This window comes from Bacillus sp. AFS029533, assembly GCF_002585125.1.
Lineage (GTDB): Bacteria > Bacillota > Bacilli > Bacillales > Bacillaceae_G > Gottfriedia > Gottfriedia luciferensis_B.
Window position 1 is genome coordinate 98432 of the sequence record NZ_NUQC01000004.1, and the last position, 24176, is coordinate 122607.

General features: G+C 32.8%; 22 protein-coding genes. 9 read left to right on the forward strand and 13 right to left on the reverse strand.

Annotation, left to right across the window (positions count from 1 at the left end; genetic code table 11):
• Positions 1-26: 26 nt before the first annotated feature.
• From COE53_RS02080 to queC, 8 genes are all read right to left on the reverse strand, one after another.
• Complete coding sequence (locus tag COE53_RS02080) at positions 27-1970, reverse strand: FtsX-like permease family protein (RefSeq protein ID WP_098947364.1); 1944 nt, start codon at positions 1968-1970, stop codon at positions 27-29.
• A complete protein-coding gene (locus tag COE53_RS02085) occupies positions 1960-2721 on the reverse strand; it encodes an ABC transporter ATP-binding protein (RefSeq protein WP_025568323.1) in 762 nt (253 codons plus the stop codon). Before COE53_RS02085 ends, COE53_RS02080 begins: the two co-directional genes overlap by 11 nt.
• Positions 2722-2825: 104 nt before the next feature.
• A complete protein-coding gene (locus COE53_RS02090) occupies positions 2826-3830 on the reverse strand; it encodes a sensor histidine kinase (protein WP_025568324.1) in 1005 nt (334 codons plus the stop codon).
• Entirely contained in the window at positions 3830-4516 is a 687-nt protein-coding gene (locus tag COE53_RS02095; RefSeq protein WP_025568325.1) for a response regulator transcription factor, read from the reverse strand. Before COE53_RS02095 ends, COE53_RS02090 begins: the two co-directional genes overlap by 1 nt.
• Positions 4517-4647: 131 nt before the next feature.
• Positions 4648-5145, reverse strand: coding sequence for a preQ(1) synthase (gene queF, locus COE53_RS02100; RefSeq protein ID WP_025568326.1), 498 nt, complete (start codon positions 5143-5145; stop codon positions 4648-4650).
• Positions 5146-5150: 5 nt separating this feature from the next.
• On the reverse strand, positions 5151-5867 hold the full coding sequence (queE, locus tag COE53_RS02105) for a 7-carboxy-7-deazaguanine synthase QueE (RefSeq protein WP_025568327.1): 717 nt from the start codon (positions 5865-5867) through the stop codon (positions 5151-5153).
• A complete protein-coding gene (gene queD, locus COE53_RS02110) occupies positions 5860-6336 on the reverse strand; it encodes a 6-carboxytetrahydropterin synthase QueD (RefSeq protein WP_025568328.1) in 477 nt (158 codons plus the stop codon). Before queD ends, queE begins: the two co-directional genes overlap by 8 nt.
• A complete protein-coding gene (gene queC, locus COE53_RS02115) occupies positions 6329-7066 on the reverse strand; it encodes a 7-cyano-7-deazaguanine synthase QueC (RefSeq protein WP_353615549.1) in 738 nt (245 codons plus the stop codon). The genes queD and queC overlap by 8 nt, the downstream gene beginning before the upstream one ends.
• 289 nt (positions 7067-7355) lie before the next feature.
• On the opposite strand from queC, the gene pgaC reads away from it, so the two are divergent.
• The 4 genes from pgaC (at position 7356) to COE53_RS02135 (ending at position 11978) form a co-directional block, all read left to right on the forward strand.
• Positions 7356-8591, forward strand: coding sequence for a poly-beta-1,6-N-acetyl-D-glucosamine synthase (pgaC, locus tag COE53_RS02120; RefSeq protein ID WP_098947366.1), 1236 nt, complete (start codon positions 7356-7358; stop codon positions 8589-8591).
• Positions 8552-9016 (forward strand): hypothetical protein, encoded by a 465-nt coding sequence (locus COE53_RS02125; RefSeq protein ID WP_098947368.1) that lies wholly within the window; start codon positions 8552-8554, stop codon positions 9014-9016. Before pgaC ends, COE53_RS02125 begins: the two co-directional genes overlap by 40 nt.
• Before the next feature lie 1120 nt (positions 9017-10136).
• Positions 10137-11366: a ParM/StbA family protein gene (locus tag COE53_RS02130; protein ID WP_025568332.1), complete on the forward strand. Its 1230-nt coding sequence runs from the start codon at positions 10137-10139 to the stop codon at positions 11364-11366.
• Between the two features lie 9 nt (positions 11367-11375).
• Positions 11376-11978, forward strand: a complete 603-nt coding sequence (locus tag COE53_RS02135) for a hypothetical protein (protein ID WP_025568333.1) — start codon at positions 11376-11378, stop codon at positions 11976-11978.
• A gap of 49 nt (positions 11979-12027) precedes the next feature.
• On the opposite strand, the gene COE53_RS02140 is transcribed toward COE53_RS02135, so the two are convergent.
• From COE53_RS02140 to COE53_RS02150, 3 genes are all read right to left on the reverse strand, one after another.
• The gene (locus COE53_RS02140) at positions 12028-12441 is read right to left on the reverse strand and encodes a CBS domain-containing protein (protein ID WP_025568334.1); all 414 of its coding nucleotides are present in this window, start codon (positions 12439-12441) and stop codon (positions 12028-12030) included.
• A gap of 200 nt (positions 12442-12641) precedes the next feature.
• Entirely contained in the window at positions 12642-13550 is a 909-nt protein-coding gene (locus COE53_RS02145) for an EamA family transporter (protein ID WP_025568335.1), read from the reverse strand.
• 149 nt (positions 13551-13699) lie between these two features.
• On the reverse strand, positions 13700-14518 hold the full coding sequence (locus tag COE53_RS02150; protein ID WP_025568336.1) for a purine-nucleoside phosphorylase: 819 nt from the start codon (positions 14516-14518) through the stop codon (positions 13700-13702).
• A 242-nt stretch (positions 14519-14760) separates the two neighbouring features.
• On the opposite strand from COE53_RS02150, the gene COE53_RS02155 reads away from it, so the two are divergent.
• The 4 genes from COE53_RS02155 (at position 14761) to treR (ending at position 20180) form a co-directional block, all read left to right on the forward strand.
• Positions 14761-15975, forward strand: a complete 1215-nt coding sequence (locus tag COE53_RS02155; RefSeq protein WP_098947370.1) for an ROK family transcriptional regulator — start codon at positions 14761-14763, stop codon at positions 15973-15975.
• Positions 15976-16266: 291 nt separating this feature from the next.
• Positions 16267-17685, forward strand: a complete 1419-nt coding sequence (treP, locus tag COE53_RS02160) for a PTS system trehalose-specific EIIBC component (RefSeq protein WP_025568338.1) — start codon at positions 16267-16269, stop codon at positions 17683-17685.
• 69 nt (positions 17686-17754) lie between these two features.
• A complete protein-coding gene (treC, locus tag COE53_RS02165; RefSeq protein ID WP_098947372.1) occupies positions 17755-19431 on the forward strand; it encodes an alpha,alpha-phosphotrehalase in 1677 nt (558 codons plus the stop codon).
• A gap of 23 nt (positions 19432-19454) precedes the next feature.
• Positions 19455-20180: a trehalose operon repressor gene (gene treR, locus COE53_RS02170; protein WP_025568340.1), complete on the forward strand. Its 726-nt coding sequence runs from the start codon at positions 19455-19457 to the stop codon at positions 20178-20180.
• 221 nt (positions 20181-20401) lie between these two features.
• Here the strand turns inward: treR and COE53_RS02175 are convergent, their stop codons facing one another.
• The gene (locus tag COE53_RS02175) at positions 20402-21271 is read right to left on the reverse strand and encodes an acyltransferase (RefSeq protein ID WP_025568341.1); all 870 of its coding nucleotides are present in this window, start codon (positions 21269-21271) and stop codon (positions 20402-20404) included.
• A gap of 409 nt (positions 21272-21680) precedes the next feature.
• On the opposite strand from COE53_RS02175, the gene COE53_RS02180 reads away from it, so the two are divergent.
• On the forward strand, positions 21681-22877 hold the full coding sequence (locus tag COE53_RS02180; protein ID WP_098947374.1) for a class I SAM-dependent rRNA methyltransferase: 1197 nt from the start codon (positions 21681-21683) through the stop codon (positions 22875-22877).
• A gap of 36 nt (positions 22878-22913) precedes the next feature.
• Here COE53_RS02180 and pepT read toward each other — a convergent pair whose 3' ends face one another.
• Entirely contained in the window at positions 22914-24155 is a 1242-nt protein-coding gene (gene pepT / locus COE53_RS02185) for a peptidase T (protein ID WP_098947376.1), read from the reverse strand.
• Positions 24156-24176: the final 21 nt, after the last annotated feature.

A 24176-nucleotide genomic window follows, 5' to 3' on the forward strand; every position in this document is an offset into this window, starting at 1 on the left:
TATTATTTATTAGGTAGATTGTTAGTCTAAAGAGCTTCTTTAATTACTTTTTTATAATAAAGAACAGATAAAAGACCAAAGACCGAGTATAAAACAGCATATAAAACCATGACGATGATCATTGGTGTCCAGACTTCAGTACCGAATAAGAACCACCCAGATTGGACAGCAAAATAGCTATGAACTAGTCCGACTACTAATGGGATACCGAAATTAAATAATTGCTTAGAACGTATACCTCTTAATAGGTCTCTACGGGAGAAACCTAGTTTACGTAAAATAGTATAATTTGGCTTTTCATCAACACTTTCATCCATTTGTTTAAAGTATAAAATACATCCAGATGTCATTAAGAACGTTAATCCTAAAAATCCGACGATGAACATAATAAGTCCCATATTTGCTTTCTGACTTTTAACGATTTCAAGTCGAGAAGCATTAGGATAATTCTTATCAAATTGATGATCCATATAAATCGTATTTGCTTTTTCAATTTGTTTTTCATCACTTATATTAATTCCATTGTAAACAGTGGATTCTTTTTGAATGGATGAATCAAGATTCTGTTTTAATGTTTTATATACTTGATCATCTACAATGACAGTAGGAAATCCTCCATTTGTGAAGTAGGAAGGTATAATCTTTTCACGTTTTAAACCTAAATAGTTTAGATTAAATTTTTTCTTGCTGTTAGTTAATTCAATATGCCCTGAATCCTTTAAGGTCATAAATTTTTGAAGCATATCATCGTATCCAGTAAATAAGGCGTCATTTGAATCAAGGTTTACTTTAACTGATTTTTCGCTTACTACCGCTAGTGGGAATTTGTTAGCATCCTTCATCATGCCTTTTAATTCTGTATCTAGTATATTCTTTATATTTGCATTAACTTGAATAACCTCAATCTGTTTTTCGTTATATTTAATACCATTTTCATTTAGAGCAGATGTGAAAGTTTGTAAATCCTTATTATTATTTAAGAAAAAGTTAGCAGGGACATGGCTCTCTGCAGTTTTTTCTGCAGAATAATAAGATATATAGCTTAAAGATAATAAGCCAATCGCTAGTGCTGAAACAGTTGTAATAATAGTTAATAATAAAGCATTAGACTTCATTCTAAACATAATTGAAGATAAAGAGAGAACATCATTAATATTTAAGTAGCCATTTTTCTTTTTACGAACGATATTTAAAATAAAACGAACCGAACTTTTATACACTAAATAAGTTCCAATAATGACTGACGCTAAAATATAGATCATGACCGAAAATAGTTCAGTCATAGTAGTAAAATCGCCATCAAATAATTTTGATGATAGAAAATAACCTGAGATTATTAATAAAATACCTAAAATTCCAATAGAAATCTCGAATATAGACATTTTTTTAAGCTTTCCTTCAGTCGATGAGACGACTCGGAATAAAGATAAAATAGTTTGTCGTTTAATAAAAGCATAATTCATTAACATAATGAACGCGTAAATTACGACAAAAACAATTAATGTCTGCACTAATGCTTGTGAAGAAAAATGTAAAGTAGCAATCGCTTTTACTCCGACGATTTTATATAAAATCATAATGATTAGCCTTGAAATCGAAAAACCTACTAAAATCCCAAGAACCAATGAACTAAAATATAGAATACAATTTTCAACTGTTAAAATACCGAAAATCCTGTTTTTAGTCATTCCAATTAATTGAAACAAACCAATTTCTTTACTTCTTCTTTTTATAAAAATCATGTTTGCATATAAAAGGAAAATCGAAACGATTGCGACAAGTAAAATCGACGCTGAGCGAATTGCTGCTGCTCCTTTGATCGAACCCTTTGTTGCTTCCATTGATGGGTCATACTGCAATGTAACAAATGAGAAGTATAAGGCAGCACTAAAAATTAATGCAAAAACATATAGATAATAGTTTTTTAAATTCTTTTTTAAATTTCGGAATATCAAATGATTAATGCTCATGGTGAACACCACCTAATACACCTTGGGTTTTCATAATATCTTTAAAGAAATTCTGTCTCGTTTCATCGCCTTTGTGTAGTTGTGAATAGATTTGTCCATCTTTAATAAAGACAACGCGATTGCAGAAGCTTGCCGCTACTGGATCATGTGTAACCATTACAATTGTCGCGTTTCTTTTCTCATTTAGTTCACTTAGTTTATTTAATAAATCTGAAGCAGATTTTGAATCCAAAGCGCCTGTAGGTTCATCTGCGAAAATAATACTCGGTTCATGAATAAATGCTCTAGCGGCTGAAGTACGCTGTTTTTGTCCTCCAGAGATTTCGTTAGGATACTTATCTTTTAATTCATAAATACCAAGCTCTTTAGCAATAACATCAAATTTTTGATTGGCTTCACTTGGTGACGTTTTAGTTATTGATAAAGGTAGAAGTATATTTTCCTTTACTGTTAATGTGTCTAGTAAGTTGTATTCCTGGAAAATAAAGCCCAAATAGTATTTACGAAATTCTGCTAATTGTTTTTCTTTCATATCCGTTATATCTTTACCCTCAATTGCAATCGTTCCACTATTAATTTTATCGATCGAGGAAAGAACGTTTAGTAAAGTTGTTTTACCAGATCCAGACGGACCCATAATACTAACAAATTCACCTTTTTCGATGTTTATATTAATGCCACTTAACACTTCTTGTTTATTAAATTTATTTCCGTAACTTTTATGAATTTTATTTGCCTCTAAAATATTCAATTTGTACACTCCTTTATTTTCATTCGATAAGGTTAGTATAAATGGTTACCAAGACCGTTTCCTTTGATTAACCGAACAATAAACAAAAGCATGTGACAATTTTGTCACATGCCTGTTATTTTTACAAATTCATTTCGTTTAGGGAAGGTTAGCGTGAAAATTGAACCTTTATCTAACTCAGACTTTACTTGGAAAGTAATATGTAGTGACTGGGCAGCTTTCTTTGCTAAATATAATCCCATCCCTGTAGAGGCATTGTCTTGATGCTGAATCGTAGAAGTAAATCCTTTTTCGAAAATCCGTGGCAAATCTTTTGAATGAATACCACGACCAAAGTCTTCGATTTCAAGAATAACTTGTTCATTTTTTTGCTTACTTATAATCCGAATGTCTGAAGATGGACTATATTTCACGGCATTTGTTAATAGCTGTCGTATTATATAAGATAGCCATTTAGCATCACTGAATACTTCTAGCTCCTCTAATTCAATATCAAATCCAATCCCTTTATGTATACACCATGATTGCAAAGTTTTAATCTCTGGATAAATGACATCTTCAAGCTGAATTTTTTCGATATAAAGATCATTTTCAATAAAAGGTATTCTTTTTTGGTGTAGCTGTTGATCTAGTAATAGGTGAATACGTAGCCATTCATATGTTAAATTTGATTTCAACTTTTCATCATTCATACGATCAATCATTAAGTGCATTGCTGTTAAAGGTGTTTTTACTTCATGGATCCATGATAGGAGTTCATCTTTTTCTTGCTCTAAATAAGTTTGATTTTGAATAGCTATTTTTTTTAATAAGCTTGTTTGATTTGTTAAACTGTTTTCAACAATTTCTTCAAATGGACTATTAGATTCTTCAATTCCCGTCAAATCAAGGTTATCCTCACGTTCAACAAGACTTTTATAAAATTTTATTTCTTTAGGATATCGAATGACTAAAAAAATGATAAACAATAATAGTGATAGAAAGACAATATAAAGTAATGATTTTAAAGGAATTGACGAATCAATAAATGAAACAAATACAATGAGTACTTGTGTTAGTAGAAAAAAAAGAATCCAACTTAATCGCTCAATTAGAAATGTTTTTATCATTAAACGACCTCTTCTAATGCAATATAACCTTGGCCAACCTTTGTTTCAATAAATTGTCCTAATCCTATTTCATCTAGTCTTTTACGCAATCGATTCACGTTTACTGTTAAAGTGTTATCACTAATAAATCGTTTATCGTCCCAAAGTGCATTTATTAATTCCTCACGACTTACGATTTTATTTTTTTGTTCAATTAGCAGTTTTAAAATATAGATCTCATTCTTTGTAAGTTCAATTGCACCAGTTTTATTCGATACGGTATTTTTTTCATAGTCGACGGTTGCACCACACCACGTTTTAAGAGCAATTTTTTCGGTATTGTAATTATATACGCGTCTAAGAGTAGCCTGGATTTTCGCAATTAGTACATCAAAATGGAATGGCTTTTGTATAAAATCATCTGCTCCAAGTTGCATCGACATGACCATATCCGAGGGGTGATCTCTTGAAGAGAGAAAGATAATAGGGACATTTGAATGGGAACGAATCATACGACACCAATGGAAACCATCGTATTTTGGTAGTTGTATATCAATGATGACTAAATCTGGTTTTATCTCTGTAAACTCTTGAATTACCTTACTAAAATCTGTTATTCCAAATACCTCGTAAGACCATCCAGATAAGCGATCTTTAATCTCAGTGAATAAAGAAGAATCATCTTCAATGAGTAATAGTTTAAACAAATGGTTTCACCACACTTTTTATTTACTTTCCATTAATTGTAAAATAAAAACAAATTAAGTGCTATAAACGAATATAGTATTTACCTGAATAAAAAAAGTACACTGTATTTTATACAGTGCACCTTTAGTTCTTATCGATTATCTATTTTCTCAGGGTATAAATCATGGTTCATCATACGGTGTTCAGCCATTTTTTCGTATTTTGTGCCTGGTCGACCATAGTTACAATATGGGTCAATTGAAATTCCGCCACGTGGAGTGAATTTCCCCCAGACCTCAATATAACGAGGATCCATTAATTTGATTAGATCATCCATAATAATATTCATGCAATCCTCATGGAAGTCACCATGATTACGGAAGCTAAAGAAGTATAATTTTAATGATTTACTTTCAACCATTTTTTGTTCAGGTATATAGCTGATATAAATTGTCGCAAAATCAGGTTGACCAGTTTTTGGACAAAGTGAAGTAAATTCTGGGAAATTAAATTTTACGAAATAATCACGATCTGGATGAGTATTATCAAATGTTTCTAATATTCCTGGATCATATTCAAATAAATATTTTGTGTTGTTGCTGCCAAGTAATGATACTTCTTCTAGTGAACCTTTTGATCTTCCTACCATTTTGGTTAAACTCCTCTCTTATTTCCCCAAACAAATGCATGTAATTGAGGTAAAACTTTTACATTTTTAAATACGTTTGATTTCATTGCTTCATCTATAAGCCATTCGTAACGTTTTAACATGTATTGTAATAAGGTGCTATCATCTGCATTTAGCCAACTATTTCCGACTTGTAAAAAGAACGGAACATGTGGGAATTTTTGATGAACAGTTTCTGCATAAGCTAAATCTTTTTCATCAAAAATAACAACTTTTAAGCAAAACTTTGGATGATTTTCTAAATTTTGAATAATGCTTCCTAGCATATCAAAATCAGTATTCATGCCACTGCTAGGCGGTTTAGGTGATAAAGTAACTTCATCAATAGAAGGTAACCATGGTTGCCACTTACTACCTTGAGTTTCAAGAGCTAAAGTCATATTCTTTTCCTTTAAAAACTCAACTACAGGGCCTAAAGATGGAAGTAAGGCAGGGTTTCCACCAGAAATTGTAATATGAGAGAATGTATCGCCGCCTATGTTGGTTAAATTCTTCCAAACTTCTTCCGCGGTCATCCATTTTATATTTTCTTTTTCACTACCATCCCAAGTGAACGAAGAATCGCACCAACTACAGGAGTAATCACAACCCGCAGTACGAATAAACATCGTTTTTTGACCGATTGCCATCCCTTCACCTTGTACAGTAGGTCCGAATATTTCAAGTACCGGAATTTTACTCATTGATCATCCACTCCCTACGAGCTTCTGCGTAGCAAGTAGGCGTTTCAAATAAACGAACAAACTCTACTCGAATATCTTGTGCAGGATTTGTATGATCCTTAAGTGCATTTTCCATTTGCTCATAAATCCAAACAACCATATTTTCGGCTGTGGTATTCATCGGAGGTAGCATCTCATTTAAATAACGGTGATCTAAATAGATTTCAATTTTTTCCTTCCAAATCTGTTTAATATCACCAAAATCGATCACTAAGCCAATTTCATCAACAAAACCACTAATTCCAAAAATAACTTTATATGTGTGTCCGTGTAAATTCTTACATTTACCTTCGTAGCAATGTAAGTGATGTGCAGCATCAAAGGTAAACTCTTTATTAACGAGAACTCGTCTATTGTGATATTTTAAGTCTTCTTTTTTTATATGTTCATCAATTTTATGAAGTCTTTCTACGATACGAAAATCAAACATTCTTTGCTGCTCCCTTCGATTGTAGGTAACGATCTAAACCAGCCTGACGAAGCTCACATGCCGGACATTCTCCACAACCATCAGAAATAATGCCGTTATAGCAAGTTAATGTTTTATTTTTTACATATTCAAATGCACCTAAATCATCAGCTAGTTTCCATGTGTCAGCCTTATCGATCCACATAAGTGGAGTATGAATAACAAATGGATAATCCATTGATAGATTAAGAGTTACGTTTAATGATTTAACAAAGATATCTCGGCAGTCAGGGTATCCGCTAAAGTCAGTCTCACAAACACCTGTAATAATGTGCTTTGCTCCTTTTTGTTTAGCAAGTACTGCTGCAAAAGAAAGGAATAATAAGTTACGTCCATCGACGAATGTAGAAGGAAGCTCTCCTTCTTCGTGAGTTATATCAATATCTGATCTTGTTAAAGCATTTGGTGCAAGCTGATTTAACAAGGACATATCAAGGATATGGTGAGGAATATTTAATTCCTTACAAATATCTGCAGCTACATCTAATTCTAGTTTATGGCGCTGATTGTAGTTAAACGTAACCGCCTCAACTTCGCCAAAGTTTTGCATAGCCCAGAATAAACAAGTAGTACTGTCTTGGCCACCGCTAAATACAACGATTGCTTTTTCATTTTTCATATTTCTTCTCTCCTTTGCATGATTAAAAAGAAGAGGGCATCCCGAATAACAAAAATAAAAACAATACGACAAATATTGTTTTTCGCCTTATTTTTTTGTAGAGGGGAGTTTGCGACCTCTACCATAAGCAATAAAACTTATGGATTTTTCTATTAAATTTTCTATCTATTAAATTGTACTAGAGAAGTACAATCATAATTCCCATTATAATCGTTTCATGTTAAAAGAACAAAAACTTTTGTAAGAAAGTAAAAAATTACATATATGGGTTAGAAATATACTGTTAATTTATGTGTAATTGCTGATACTAGTCTTTATATATGAGTTGCATGATTGAATTTAGTAAATTAGGTGATTAAAATTGAACAAATTCATAAGCCTTTTGTCGGAGTTTGTATTTTGGTATCCATTGGTTATGTCTTTATTTTGGGTGGCTGGATCCAGTCTATTTTTCCGATACCGAGAAAAAGGAAAAGATGTAAATTTTGAAGGGATTGATTGGCCGTTAATTAGCATCTTAATACCTTGTTATAACGAAGAGGAAACAATTGAGGAGACGATTCAATATTTAGTGGAACTCGATTATCCATTAAAAGAAATCATTGCTGTAAACGATGGCAGTAAGGATTCAACCTTTAAAATTTTAGAAAAAATGGCAAATAAACATCGAGAGGTCAAAGCAATTGATTGTAGAGAAAATAGGGGGAAAGCAAATGCGCTACATATTGCTTGCCATGCATCAAAAGGGGAGTTTTTAGTTTGTATAGATTCGGATGCCATTTTAGCGCCTAAAGCTGCACAGTATCTTATTTATCATTTTCTACATAGTGGGGAAAGATTAGGTGCCGTAACAGGAAATCCAAGAATTCGAAATCGCGATACCCTACTGAGTAGATTACAAATAGTAGAATATTCTTCTATCATTGGGGCCATAAAAAGAACCCAAAGAATGCTCGGTAAAATTATGACGGTATCAGGGGTAGTCGTTGCATTTCGAAAAAAAGCACTTGTAGATGTAGGATTATGGGACCGCGACATGATTACAGAAGATATCGCAGTATCCTGGAAGCTACAAGAAAGATTTTGGGATATTCGCTATGAACCTCGTGCACTTTGCTGGATGTTAGTTCCAGAAACTTTAAAAGGAATTTGGAACCAAAGAATTCGTTGGGCACAGGGTGGACAAGAGGTAATTATGCGGTATTGGCATTTATTATTGGACTTTCGGCATAGAAGGATCTGGCCGATCTACCTTGAACAATGGGTTAGTTTAATCTGGTCATTTTCTTGGGTATTCGTGACTATTTACTATTTAATAACTGCTAACAGTGTACAAGAACTAATCATATGGATGACTTTTTCTTCTTTCTCACTTGTTTTCATGAGTCTTATTCAGCTTTGGATGTCGATAAGATTAGATTCAACATACGATAACATAAAAAAATATTACTTGTGGGCCGCATGGTATCCAGTTATTTATTGGGTTTTAAATGCAATGATTGTAATGTTTGCATTACCTAAAGCAGTTAAATCAAGAATAAAAGGTGGTTATGCAACATGGACAAGCCCAGACAGGGGAAAAAGGAAACTGGAGTAATCGTTCATTCAAAGAAAAATTGGCTGAGTGAAGTAATGATTACAATTACAACATTGGTAGTTTGGATCTATTGCATAATTGTAATTGCTTTTTTCATTAGTTCGCTAACAAATTACAATAATCGATATATAAATATAATAAAGTCCTATTTTAAAATGACAAATCATGACATACGTTTTTTTATTTTATTTACAATCCTTTTGTGGATCGTTTTTTATTTTGGTCTTTTAAGTTGGAAATTTTATAATCTAAAAAGATTTGGATCATTACGAAGAAGGTCATATCCAAAATTTACAACAAAGGAGGACTTATTAAATTTAAAGCTTATGTCCGAAGAGGATTACAATAAATTACAGAATTCAAAAATTATCATCTTTGAGAAAAATCCTATTCAAGGGTTAGTTAATCAGAATAAAAATAAGTAATCCACATGTGGATATTTTTAATCAAGGGACTTATCCACAAACTGACAGGTAGAAGTAATCTGCCTGTTTTTTAATTTTTAGAGGAAAACCGTTTATAGAGAGTTGTACACAAATTTGTACACAAGAATCATTTTGTAAACAATTGTATACGATTAAGTATACTTGTCCACAAAGTTGTACACTTTTATTTCTTAAAAAATCTCAGAAGTAGGAAACACGCATTTTAAAAATAATTCTAGAGAAAACGAAATGTAGACATAACTGTACTCATGTACACATTTATGTAAACAGTTGTACACAAAAAAGTAAACTTTACATTCTGTCGAAAAAAGGATACCTATCTAATATTTCTTCATTATTTTTTATATAAAGGATGAGTGTCTTCTGTGGGGGGAGACTTGAGCCTTACCGTCACATTAACCAGAGACTGAAATGGATCTCAACTTTACCGCATTCCCTAAAGGATTCGAGTACTCTTGGCTGAGCATGAACTTCTTCATAAAAAAATTTAATTTAAAAAAACATCTAAAATAATTATAACTATGAAGAATTGCCTTTTAATAAACGAAGCACACTTAATATTCGATCTCGAGTTACACATCACACATCTATACAAGCATAGTAAACAAGTTAATATTTTGAGGCTCTGGAAAAGGCGCTGGCAGTTATGTTTGCATTTAGTTTGAGAATTTAATTTCAGTATGTTGTTCAAAAAAATATTACCAACAAAAATCACTACTTTATCAAAGAAGTTCTCTTAGTGTTCTTACCTTCAATATTTGCTCTAATATAGCTCATCTTATTGGTTTAAAATATCTAATTTTTATAGTTCTCAGAGGTAGAAAACAATCGTCCTAAAATAAGTTTAGAAAAGAGAGAGTTGTATACATTTTTGTATACAAGTACACGTTTTTGTACACAAATGTATACAGATTTGTAAACATGTATACATTTGTGTAAACGAATAATGTGTTTACGATTTTGTATACAAGATGACAATTCGTTTACATTTATATAATACTTACAAATGATGATTGACCGGTTATCTAAAGTTAGATACGATTTTAGTAGAACTACAAGTAAGACTATAAATCTATTAATAATGAAAGGGATGATTTATATGGTAAATGCTCGTATAGCTGCTATTGATGTTGGAAACGATTCACTCAAAGGAATTTTTGGGAAGATGGAAGCTGAGATTAATATTCCTAATATTATTGCTAGGGATACAGAAGATCGTCCAATCATTGGTATAGAGGAACTAGACAACCAAGATCCAGTTGATGGAATACATATTCGCGTTCACTCTCCTACGTTAAAAGAGAATAATACTGTTTACCGAGTAGGTAACTTAGCAACAAAAAGTAGTAATGCAACTGAATTAGATCCTGGAAGTAATAAGTCTGAAGAAGATCAAACACTTATTATGTTATTTGCAGCGTTAGCATTAGATGCAGCAAGAGAAGAAAATAAACAAGTAGTAAAGAACTCTAACAATGTAATTGAGGTAACATACGTACTAGGAACTGGCCTTCCACTTAGAGAAGTAAAGGAAGGGAAGGATGTCGGTTATCGATCGCGTTTACTAGGTTCAGTTCACCAAGTAGAGTTTTTAGTAACGCCTAGATATCAAGGATTAAAAGTTAATATTAAATTTGAAGATGTTAAAGTTTACCCTGAAGGATTTGCCGCTTTTATCAATCTAGTTATGGATAATCATTTAAACATAATTAACAAAGATCTTATTGATAAAAAAATCCTTATTCAAGACATCGGTGGATTATCAACTGATATCGCTGTCATTAGAAATAGGAAGGTAGATGACGATAAAGCTCAAGGCTTTAATCTTGGAGTAGCAGAATCACTAGAAGCAATTCGTGAAGAGATTCGTTCTAGACATGGCGTTGAACTCGATAGCCGTAGAGATGTAGTAGAAATTATTACTAAGAAAAGTGACCGAAATCATATTTATGTTAAAGGTAGTCGGACAAGCGTTCATGATATTGTAGACCGAATTTTATTGGAATTAGCAAAAAAACAGTATCGTCATTTAAGAAATATTTGGCAGAAAAACTCTCAAACTGAAATATGCTATTTCATCGGTGGAGGTTCCCTAATCTTAAAGGATTATCTTAAGACACTAAATAACAACTTAGATGGTTATAATATTGATTTCTTTGAAGATGAGAAGGAAAGTATCTGGATGATGGCGAATGCTTATTATAAACTAATTGCCGATTTTGAAATAAAAAGAATAAGAGAATCCCGTAGAGAAGCAAATCAAAATCAAAATCAAAGGGAAGCACAACAAACTCAAAAAGAAGAACAAAAAATGTCTAAAGTAAAATAAGGTGATTCCATGAAGGAAAAAGAATTGACGAGGGGACAACCTATTACATTTCGTATCCCTTCCGATACGCCTGATCAGATCATAAAACATTTGCAACAGCTTAAGCAAAGCGAAAGGCGAAACTTTTCAAGTAAGATTGCTGAGTACGTAATAAGCGGAATTAATGAATCGTTATCAAAGCAAAGGCAAACAATAACGATTCCACTTCCTAAAAGCCTAGATAAAGCTCAAAGAGATTGGTTAAAACATGAACATTCTGAGGCATTATTAGGAAGTATTGTGTACCAACTATTATCCAATCCAATTCGAACTGCTTCTCTTATTACATCGCTAAATAGTAATAGTCTAGCGATTGAAGAAGCTCTATATCTTCAAGAAGAAATAAATGAGCTAGAGCCAGAATTGGAACCCGTTCAGACAGAAATACGTACAAGCGAACGGAATGCAACAAAATTAGGTAATATTGGAAGAAAAGCCGATCGTGATGATGATTTAGATAACTTTAATTGGGAAGTTGCAAGCAAAAATGAAATCTCTGCAGCTGAAGAAGAAATAGAAGAGGAAGATATGGATAGTCTCCTCGGAGATTTTCTTTCACAAATGAATAAATAAGAAATCATAAAAGGGACCGAGTAGATACGGTCCCTTTGTTCATTTTTAATTATTTAATATCGTTCTGAGAGATTTGTGATAATGCTTCGCCAGCACTTTCGTCTGATTGTTCTTGTACAGCTAAATCTCCAAGTGAAAGCATTCCAACAAGGTTGCCGTTTTCTACGACTGGCAATCTTCTAATTTGATGCTGTGCCATTAAACTCGACGCTTCTTGAAGACTGGCATTACAATCAATCGTCACAATGTCATTGGACATTACTTGAGAAGCATTTGCGTTGCCATTTTGACCAATTCCACGTAAAGCTAAGTCACGATCTGTAATCATTCCAACTACTTGTCCATTTTCAACAACTGGAATTGCTCCAACATTTAAGCTTTCCATTTTACTTGCTACTGATTGTAAAGAATCTTGATTTGAACAACATTCAACATTACTTGACATTACGTCTCTTACTTTCATAAAAACACCTCCATAAAAATAACAAAGATATTACTGTGAATATCTTTGTTTGTAGACAAATCCAAAAAATCGATTTTCAATTGCAAGCGATTTGCGAGCCATCTGAAATATTATTTGAAATATCCATTTAATTATTCGGAGCATTAGCAGATATATGTTGCATAATGTATTTTTACGAGTTTAATGTAAGAATAATTTTTTTATGCTGATTGAAGTGACTTTCTTTTAAGGAATTCAGGTAAAACGATACCGATTAAAATTAAAATGATGCCAAAATATTGTGGAGCTCCAACCGTTTCCTTTAATACAATCGCTGACATTAATGTAGCTGTCGGTAACTCTGCTGCCCCTAAGATAGAGGCAAGACCAGAACCAGTTAAAGGAACGCCTTTTGAAAACATTAAAGTAGAGAAAAATGGACCTAGAAAGCCAAGGATCAGTCCGTACTTTAATGAAAGTTCTGCAAATAAGTGCCAATTTGTGAAAAATGTAGGTGGGAGGAAGATAGCACAAATTATAAACCCGCCAGTAATCATTAATGCTGTTTTTGTTATTGGGTTTGCTTTTAAAGCGATTCTACCGCTAAGTAATATAAAAGTACTGTACGAAACCGCGGACAACGCCCCAAATAAAACTCCTAACCAATTCAATGAACCAATACCATCGGTTAAAACATTTGTCGCAAAGATCGTGCCGATAACGAGAGGAATCAATGAGAGCAATTTACTTTTTTCAGGAAGTTTTCGATTGACTACTGATTCTAATAAAACGCCAATCCAAGTGAATTGGAACAACAGCACGATTGCTAATGATGCAGTAATATATTGTAAAGCCAAATAATAAAACATCCCTGTTAAACCAGTAGTAGACCCTAATACAACAAGTAATAAAACATCCTTCTTTGTAGGCTTTAAATATTGTTCATTGTTTGATTTAGCGGATCTACTTTTATTAAAAAGTACGATGGACCATAACAATATAGCTCCAACAAACATTTGCATACCAACTACATCATTTACAATAAAACCATCACCATAAGCCAATTTTACAAAGGTAGACAAAACGCCATAACAAACAGAACCGATAATAATATAGAGTATGCCTTTCAAAATAACACCTCTTCCTAATAAAAAGAAGTAAAGAGGAAAGACCTCTTTACTCATATCTAATTTCATATTTTGCACGGACTAGTTTGGTGAGATATTTCTCCGGTAATAACTCCCCCCAGAGCTACTCACACGTTACTCCGTATTTCAAATTACATTTCTTCTAAAATGCCCTTAACTAAGTTAACGAATTTCGTTCTAACCATGCTTGCTACTTCGATTACTTCTTCGTGGTTTAATGGTTGGTCTAGGATGCCACAGGCCATGTTTGTTAGGCAAGAGATTCCTAAAACTTTCATACTTCCGTGAACAGCTACGATTGCTTCCGGAACTGTTGACATCCCAACAGAATCAGCACCAAGTGTACGGATCATACGGATTTCAGCAGGTGTTTCGTATGAAGGGCCACTCCACCAAGCATATACACCTTGTTGTAATTTTAGATCTTGTTTCGCAGCAACATTTAATGCAAGGCTACGTAATTCTTTGTTATATACTTCAGAAACATCAGGGAAGCGAGTTCCTAATTCTGGGTTATTTGGTCCAATTAAAGGATTTGTTCCAACTAAATTAATATGATCTGTAATTAACATTAAATCGCCTGGATTAAAGCTAGTGTTAACAGCGCCACAAGCGTTTGTTACGATTAATTTTTCTACTCCAAGTGCTTTCATTACACGGACAGGGAACGTTACCTCATCTAAAGTAAAGCCTTCATAATAATGGAAACGGCCTTTCATTGCTACCACAGCTTGGCCTTTTAATTCACCGATTACTAATTCATTTGCGTGTCCAACTGCTTCAGACTTTGCAAAATGAGGAATTTCACTGTAAGGAATTACAACAGAGTTTTCGATTTCATCTGCAAGAGTACCTAAGCCAGAACCTAATATTAATCCAACCGTTGGACGGTAGTTTGTTTTACTTAATATAAAATCTCTTGTTTCTAAAATATGTTCAGTTTTATGCATTTATTTTTCCTCCTAAAATGAGCGATAGGGATTGTGATAAGAATTCTAATTAATAATAGTGCTTTCACCATAAGTCTAAAGGATAGATCCTTACTTGTAAACAGACTAAAAATCATTTTGGTAAAAAGTTTGTTCTTTTTTATAAAAAAGCTATAAGTATAGTGTATAAATCGCTATACTTAATTCATAAAATATAAAAAGTTAAGTGGAAGTAAAATATGATTAGGGTTTTGGAGGAGTCAATGATCAGGCAATTTATAGGCTATCAGTCGCCTAAAATCAAAAGTTTAAAGCTTTTATATAGCTTAGTACGAAAATTAGGACCAATTAAAGTTAGTACATTAACTGAAATGACAGGGTATAAGCATACTACTTGTGTTCGGTTATTAGATGAATTAGTACAGGAAGGACTTATATACGACAGTGGATTAGGGGTCTCTAGCGGTGGAAGGAGACCAGCAATGTATGTAATTAACCCAACTGCATTCTATTTAATCGGTGTCGAAATCACGAATTTATTTACAACAGTACTACTGCTTGATTTAAATCTAACAATTGTGGAATCAAAAAAATTAAAAATGAGCAACGTAAGTACTGGAGAATATACTTTAAATTTTGTAACCAAAAGTGTAAGAGAATTATTAGATCAAAATAAGATTAATAAAGACCAATTATTAGGCATAGGAATTGGAGTGTTAGACCCAATTGATCAAGAAAAGGGCGTAATGATTAAATCGGGATCATTTTTAGCAGATGGATGGGACGATTTAAATATTGTTAGGCACTTACAAAAGGCCAATCATTGCCCAGTATTCCTAAATAACGGCACAAATTTAGCCGCCCTAGCAGAGTACAGACTAAATTTCAGTAAAGAAAACGAAAATATTGTTTTTGTTTCGAGTGATATGGGAATACGTTGTGGAATTATTCAACAAGGTAAATTAATAAGTAACAAGAACGAAATGGACGATGCATTTGGACATATGATCATTGATATTCATGGAAAACTTTGTTCATGTGGTTCATATGGTTGTCTACAAGCGTACAGTAGTTTACCTGCGATTCGAGAAGAGGTGATCAAACGTGTTAAGCGCGGCGAGATTACTTCTTTGATGGGTGAATTAAACGATGTCGAAAATATTAGCTATCATCAAATTCTTGAAGCTTTAGAGAAGGAAGATCCACTTTGTTTAGAGGTCATAAAAGAGGCGGCTAATTACTTTGGAATGGGACTGACAAATCTAATTTATATCGTACGCCCTGATATTGTAATTTGTGGAGGTACATTAGTTCCAAAGCCATTATTCTTTGATGTAGCATGCGAAACTGCACAAGGAAGATTGAAAAATTACCCAAACAGTCCTGTTCAAATCATTAAATCATCAACAGCGTATAATATCGTTGCACAAGGAGCTGGATGTATTGTATTTGATCACTTTACAGAGGAAACTATGTAATAAAAGCTAAAAACCGTTAATGCTCTACCTGGGAACAGATAGAGGTTAACGGTTTTTTTATCAACTTTTATATTTTTATATAAATGAAATTTTAATCCGTATGTGTTAGCAATCATACCGTTTTCATTAAACTAGTAAACTGATTTGCGATTTCCATGGAAATTATTAAGATTTGAGAACGTTTACAAAAAACGCTTGCAATCCTGTACGTACAAGAATATACTAATCTTGTACGTACAGGATGAATTTAAAATTTATAAATAAATAATAGATGCTCGAGGAGGGGATAGCATGAGCCGATTTAGTGATGAAGCAAAACAATTACTTCAGTACATTGGTGGTAAAGAAAATATCGCTACAGTAACTCATTGTGCAACACGAATGCGTTTTGTGCTGAAAGACGTTAAAAAAGCTGATGAAAAAATGATTCAAGAAATTAAAATAGTTAAAGGTACTTTTACGCAAGCCGGGCAATTTCAAGTAATTATCGGTAATGAAGTATCTATTTTTTATAATGAATTTGTAAAATTAGCTGGGGTAGAGGAAACTTCAAAAGATGAAGCTAAAATAGCTGCTAGGCAAAATATGACATGGATTCAAAGACTACTTGCTCACTTAGCGGAAATCTTTTCACCATTAATTCCAGCCATTGTTGTAGGGGGTCTAATCTTAGGATTCCGTAACATAATTGGCGATATTAAACTACTAGATCATGGTACAAAAACACTTGTTGAAACCTCTCAATTTTGGGCAGGTACACATTCTTTTTTATGGTTGATCGGTGAAGCCATTTTTCATTTCTTACCAGTTGGTATTACATGGTCAATTACAAAGAAAATGGGTACTACTCAAATTCTGGGGATTGTTTTAGGTATTACACTTGTTTCACCACAGCTACTAAATGCATACGCAGTAGCAGGTGGTGCTGTACCACCAGTTTGGGACTTTGGTTTTGCTAAAATCGATATGATTGGTTATCAAGCGCAAGTTATTCCAGCTATTTTAGCCGGTTTCACTTTAGCGATTTTAGAGACAAACATTCGAAAAATCGTTCCAAGTGCAATTTCAATGATTGTAGTACCGTTCTTTGCGCTAGTACCAACAGTGTTAATTGCACATGTAGTATTAGGTCCAATTGGTTGGAAAATCGGTTCAGCTATCTCACATGTAGTTTATTCAGGATTAACTTCTTCATTTGGATGGTTATTTGCCTTAGTTTTTGGGTTCTTCTATGCACCACTAGTAATAACTGGATTGCATCATATGACTAACGCAATCGATCTTCAACTAATGAGTCAGCTTCACGGAACGAATCTGTGGCCGATGATTGCTTTATCAAATATCGCACAAGGCTCAGCTGTTTTAGCAATCCTTTACTTAAATAGAAAGAATGAAGAAGAAAAGCAAGTATCAATTCCTGCTGCTATCTCTTGTTTCTTAGGGGTAACAGAACCAGCAATGTTTGGTATTAACTTAAAGTATGCTTATCCATTCTTAGCTGCCATGATTGGCTCGGGTATTGCTGCTATTGTTTCAGTTGGTACAGGTGTAATGGCGAATTCAATTGGTGTTGGAGGTCTTCCAGCAATTTTATCTATTCAGCCAAAACATATTGGAATGTTTTCAATCGCTATGCTAGTTGCAGTCGTTGTCCCATTCACTTTAACGATTATCTTTAACAAGAAAAAACTGCTAGTGAAAAACTCATAATTATTTAAGGGGAAGGAAATTTATTTTCCTTCCTTTCGAATTTATTTATTAATCAAGGAGATTATCAAAATGAAGGATTTTAAGAACAGTGTCGTATACCAAATTTATCCTAAGTCTTTTTATGATTCGAATGGAGATGGTTTTGGAGACTTAAGAGGAGTTACAAAAAAGCTTGATTATTTAAAAGAATTAGGTGTTGACTACATTTGGCTTACTCCATTTTATGTATCTCCTCAAAATGATAATGGTTATGATGTCGCGGATTATCGAAATATTGATCCAGCATACGGAACAATGGAAGATTTTGATGAATTGGTGAAAGCTGCGAAACGTTGTGATATAGAAATAATGCTGGATATGGTATTTAATCATACTTCGTCAAAACATGAGTGGTTTGAGAGAGCCCTTGATGGAGATGAAAAATATAAAAATTATTATATTTTTAGAGAAGAAATGGACGGAAAAGAGCCAACGAATTGGATTTCCAAATTTGGTGGTTCAACTTGGGAAAAAGTTGAGAATTCAAATGAATATTATCTGCATCTTTTTGATAAAACTCAACCAGATTTAAACTGGGAAAATGATGAGGTACAAAACGAAATATTCGATATCGTTAATTTCTGGATTGATAAAGGAGTAAAAGGATTTCGTTTGGATGTCATTAATCTGATTTCTAAGCCAGAAGTTATGGTTGATGACGAAACAGGTGATGGTAGAAAATACTATACAGACGGACCTCGAATTCATGAGTTTTTAAAGAAGTTAAATAATGAGACTTTTGGTAAGAGGGAAGAAATCATTACTGTTGGTGAAATGTCTTCAACTTCAATCGACCATTGTATTCAATACTCAAATCCGTCAGAGAATGAGTTATCGATGGTTTTTAGCTTTCATCATTTAAAAATTGACTATAAAGATGGCCAAAAATGGTCATTAATGGATTTTGATTTTATGTCACTTAAGTCAATTCTGGATCAGTGGCAAAAAGGTATGCAATCAGGAAATGGATGGAACGCCTTATTTTGGTGTAACCATGACCAACCGCGTATTGTTTCACGAATTGGAAACGATCAAAAGTATCATAAAGAATCAGCCAAGATGCTTGCTACTTCAATGCATTTATTAAGGGGAACTCCATATATTTACCAAGGTGAAGAAATTGGTATGCCTAATCCTAAATTTGACGCAATTGAAGACTATCGAGATGTAGAAAGCTTAAATTATTATAAAATATTAAAAGAAAATGGGGTTCCAGAAAGGGAAATATTAGCCATTTTAAAAAGCAAATCAAGGGATAATTCTCGCACGCCTATGCAATGGAATGATTCAATACATGCAGGATTCACAACTGGAACACCTTGGATCTCAACAGGAAAAGATTACGAAGAAATAAATGTCGAAAAGTCTCTAGCTGATGAAGATTCAGTGTTTCATCATTATAAAAAACTAATTAATTTAAGAAAAAAATTCGACATTATTTCGACAGGTACGTATGATTCTTTATTACTAAATCATGAACAAATCTTTGCATACACTCGTAAGCTGGATGACCAAATGCTGTTAGTCGTTAATAATTTTTATGGCGAAGATACTCTTTTTAAATTACCAGAAGATATTACTATTGGAGAGTATAACAAGCAGATATTAATTTCAAATTATAATGATTCTAGTCAGGATTTAACCGAATTTACGTTGCGCCCATATGAGTCTATTTGTTACCTTCTTGAGAAAAATGTGAGAATATAATAAAATTTTTCTAGGTGATGAAAATGAACGCAAAGTATATTTCGATCTATCATAAGTTAATTGAACAGATTGAAAAAGGGGCTTTTACTGTTGGGAGTAAAATACCTTCTGAAAAGTTATTAATGGAGCAATTTGATGTTTCTAGAGATACAATTAGAAAATCATTACAAATGCTTGAGCAAAACGGATATATAAATAAAGTTAAAGGTAAAGGTTCGTTTATTTTAGACACTGCAAAATTAAATTTCCCGGTAACAGGTTTAATTAGTTTTAAAGAATTATCAAACCAAATCGGTAGAGAAGCAGAAACGATTGTAGAAATTCTTGAAAAGAAGTGGCCTAGTAAATTTATAAGAGAACAACTAGAAATAGACGACCAAACAGCGATTTGGAAAGTAGTTAGAGCTCGAAAAATCGACGGGAAAAAAATAATTTTAGACAAAGAGTATTACAATAGTTCATATGTCGAAAAACTTTCAAGGTCAATCTGCGAAGGATCAATTTTTGACTATATAGAAAATACTCTACACTTAAATATTGGCTTTGCGAAAAAAGAAATTGTAGTCCAAGCTTGCACAGAAGATGACCAAAAATATTTAGATTTAGATGGCTATGATATGGTAGTAGTTGTAAATACTTTCGTCTATTTAGACGATGGTTCTCTATTACAATATGGGCAATCTAGACATCGCCCGGATAAGTTTAAATTTGTTGATTTTGCTAGAAGAATTCAACAGGTTAATGAATGATATAAAATCTTACTTAGTTCGACTGCACCCCTTAAAACCTCTGTCGGATAACATTGGTTTTAAGGGGTGTTTTAATATTTTAAGAAATACGGAAAAACTAGTTAATAGCTCAAATGAATAAAACCAGAACTATTTCCAAAAGAAAATAACTCTGGTTTTTACATTTCTAGAGATCTTGCCTATTACTGAACTAAAGCGGCGTTCATTTATTTTTTTTAACATTAAATACTTTTGAACATTTTTTTAATTTTTTCTATAAAACTCTGGTTTACAATAGGTTTTCCAATGAAAAAACGGTTCTTCTTTCGGTTCATCTGTAAATTCTCTATTATAAAATCTAGTTTTTCTGAAACCAACTTAAATTCTGTTAATGATTTTTCAATTGAAGGAAATGGGAGCGCCTCATTCTGAGTATATGAATAAATAAATTCGTCACTCTCAAAAATTTCATGACTTCCTGTTTCTAATTCTGTAAACGCATGTACACTGTCACTAGTATAAAAAATCGATTCGCCAACTTTTCTCACTGGATTGCCGGCATATGAAGAATTAGATTCAATTTTTTTCCCACTAACTAATGACATGCCTCCGATAATGCTGCCTGAACCAATTTGAGTTCCTTTTAAAATAAATGCATGTTGACCAATCCAAACATGATCGCCAATATATATACTTTTACTTGGATTAACTCTTTTCTTTGTGAAAGAATCATAAATGAGATGAGGGTCCGCTGTTCTAAACCAACAGTCGAATGAAAATAAACAACCTTCACCCACAATTATATTTTTTTGTTCTGAAATAATTAAATTTAATTTGTTGTTAAAATAATTATCCTTTCCAAAAAATAATACAGAATTATTGTAAACAATTGCATTAAGTATATAGTTAAACCTGTTATTACAAAGAAAAATAATTGTGTCATTTCCATTAAACTCTATATTACTATTTACTAAATGAACATTTTCATTATCACAATATAGAAGATTTCCTTTTCCTCTAAAAATGATTTTTGAATTTGTTAGTTTAGGTTTCCCAATTATCTTATTCTCTTTTAAGTCCTCTATTTGTATTGTTTCATTAATAATTTCCATATTATAATCCCTTTCACTTTGAACAAGAATGTTCTGGCCTAGATAATTTGGCGCTTATTTTAGTATTGCCACTTTTACCATTACATCAAAAGGTATTTTTTGATATTAATATTACAATGACTAGTAGGAGAAAATCCATGGTCTTTTATGTGAAAGAATTTATTTTTAGTTTCTAAAAAAAAAAGACTACTATTATTGTTGCTTAGAAAAAAGCGAGATCGATTAATTTGTTTGTTCGTCATGTTATAATAAAAGACTTGATAGCGCGTTGTACGCAAAATGGTTTTTAGCGGTTAGTTCATAGAAAAAAATTATATATTAGCAAAGTTTGCAGTTTTGTCTAACAGACCACACTATAATAATTGATTATGGAAATAATGAGTAAAAAAGACAATGAATGGATGGGCTTATGGATAAAGAAATGAATTTAAAAATTAAACAAAAATTTGTAAAAGATTATAAAAACGGGTATCCACTAATTTCAAAAGAATCAATCGTGAATAGTAAAGATTTCATTAATGAAGGAACAATTATTAATCTAGTAGATGAACGTAATGGTTTTATTGGAAAGGGCTACTACGGAAAGCAAAATAAAGGTTTAGGCTGGATTCTAAGCCTGAAGGAGCATGAAAAGCTAGATCCTAAGTTCTTTGAAGATAAAATTAAACAAGCGATCGAAAACCGCCAACAATATTATATTAGCTCTGATACGACAGCATTTAGAGTATTTAATGGAGAAGGCGATGGAATTGGTGGATTAACAATTGATTTTTTCGATGGATTTTATTTGATTAGTTGGTATAGCGAAGGAATCTATCAATTCAAAGATTGGATTATTCAAGCAATAAAGAATATTGTCGAATTCAAAGGGATTTATCAGAAAAAGCGCTTTGATACAAAAGGTCAGTATATTGAAGAAGATGATTTTGTAATGGGAGAAAGAGGTCAATTTCCTATTATCGTAAAGGAAAATGGAGTTAATTTCGCCATTTATTTAAATGATGGCGCAATGGTAGGCGTATTTTTGGATCAACGTGAAGTTAGAAAACTAATTAGAGATAAATATGCTTACGATAAAACAGTATTAAATACTTTCTCTTATACAGGGGCATTCTCGGTTTTTGCAGCAGTTGGAGGGGCGAGTAAGACTACTAGTGTTGACTTAGCAAATCGGAGCCTAGATAAAACAAAAGAACAATTTAAAATTAATGGAATTGACCCTGCTACCGAGAGCATCGTCGTTGAGGATGTATTTCATTACTTTAAATATGCAGTTAAAAAAAACCTTACATTTGATATGGTTATTCTAGATCCACCAAGCTTTGCAAGATCTAAAAAACATACCTTTAGCGCCGAAAAGGACTATAAGAACCTGTTGAAAGAAGCGATTACGATTACAGAAAATGATGGTGTAATTGTTGCTTCAACGAATTGTAGTACTTTTGGAATGAATAAATTTAAAGGGTTTATTGACACAGCCTTTAAAGAATTAGGCGGGCAATATAAATTAATGGAAGAATTCAGCCTACCTAATGATTTTAAAACAACTAAACAGTTTAAAGAAGGTAACTATTTAAAAGTCGTATTTATTCGTAAAATTAAGTAAAAAAATGGACTGACAGATACATGTCAGTCCTACTTTTTACTTTGAAGTTGCTTTTTGTTCATATAATTTGATCACTTCAATCATAACATTCGTTGCTTTAACCATATTGTCGATTGAAATGTATTCAAATTTGCCGTGATAGTTTTCTCCTCCAGTAAAAATATTTGGAGTAGGTAGTCCCATATATGAAAGTTGTGAACCATCTGTACCACCACGAATTGGTTCTACAATTGGTGTAATTTCTAGATTTGTCATTGCCTCATGAGCAATATCAACAACCTCTTTAACAGGTAAGATTTTCTCACCCATATTATAGTACTGGTCTTTTAACTCTAAAATAATGCTGTTTTCACCATGTTTTTCTTTTAATTGATTTACAATATTCGACAATGTCTCTTTTCGATTAGCAAATTTTGTTTTATCATGATCTCTAATAATGTAGTGCATTTTTGTTACCTCTACATCACCTTCAATTGATACTAGATGATAAAAGCCTTCGTAACCTTCAGTTGATTCAGGCGCTTCTTCTACAGGTAATAAATTATTTATTTCCATGGCAATTTTCATAGAATTTATCATTTTACCTTTGGCCGTACCTGGGTGCACATTTTTACCTTTTACTGTAATCATTGCACCTGCAGCATTAAAGCTCTCGTATTGAAGCTCTCCTAGTGGACCACCGTCCATTGTGTAAGCATATTTAGCATCAAATGCCTTTACATCAAATTTATGTGGGCCTCTACCGATTTCTTCATCTGGTGTAAATGCGACTCTTATTTTGCCGTGTTTGATTTCAGGATGTTGAACTAAATACTCCATCGCAGTCATAATTTCAGCGATACCAGCCTTATTATCAGCACCAAGTAATGTTGTCCCATCAGTAGTCATTAATGTGTGACCTATATACTTACTTAACTCTGGTGAATGACTCGGAGATAATACAACATTTAAACTTTCATTTAAAACAATGTCATTTCCATCATAGTTTTCAACTAGCTGAGGGTTAACATTTTTTCCCGTAAAGTCTGTCGCTGTGTCTAAATGTGCTAAAAATCCAATTGTCGGAATATGTTTGTCGGAATTTGAAGGAAGTGTAGCCATTACATAGCCATTGTCATCCATTGTTACGTCAACTAATCCAATTTTGTTTAATTCTTCTACTAGCATGCGGCCCAAAGTTAATTGGCCAGGTGTAGAAGGGCACGTTTCACTACTTGCATTTGATTGTGTATCAACTTTTGCATAACTAATTAAACGATTAATTAACTCATTTTTCATATGAAAATCTCCTTTTTTACA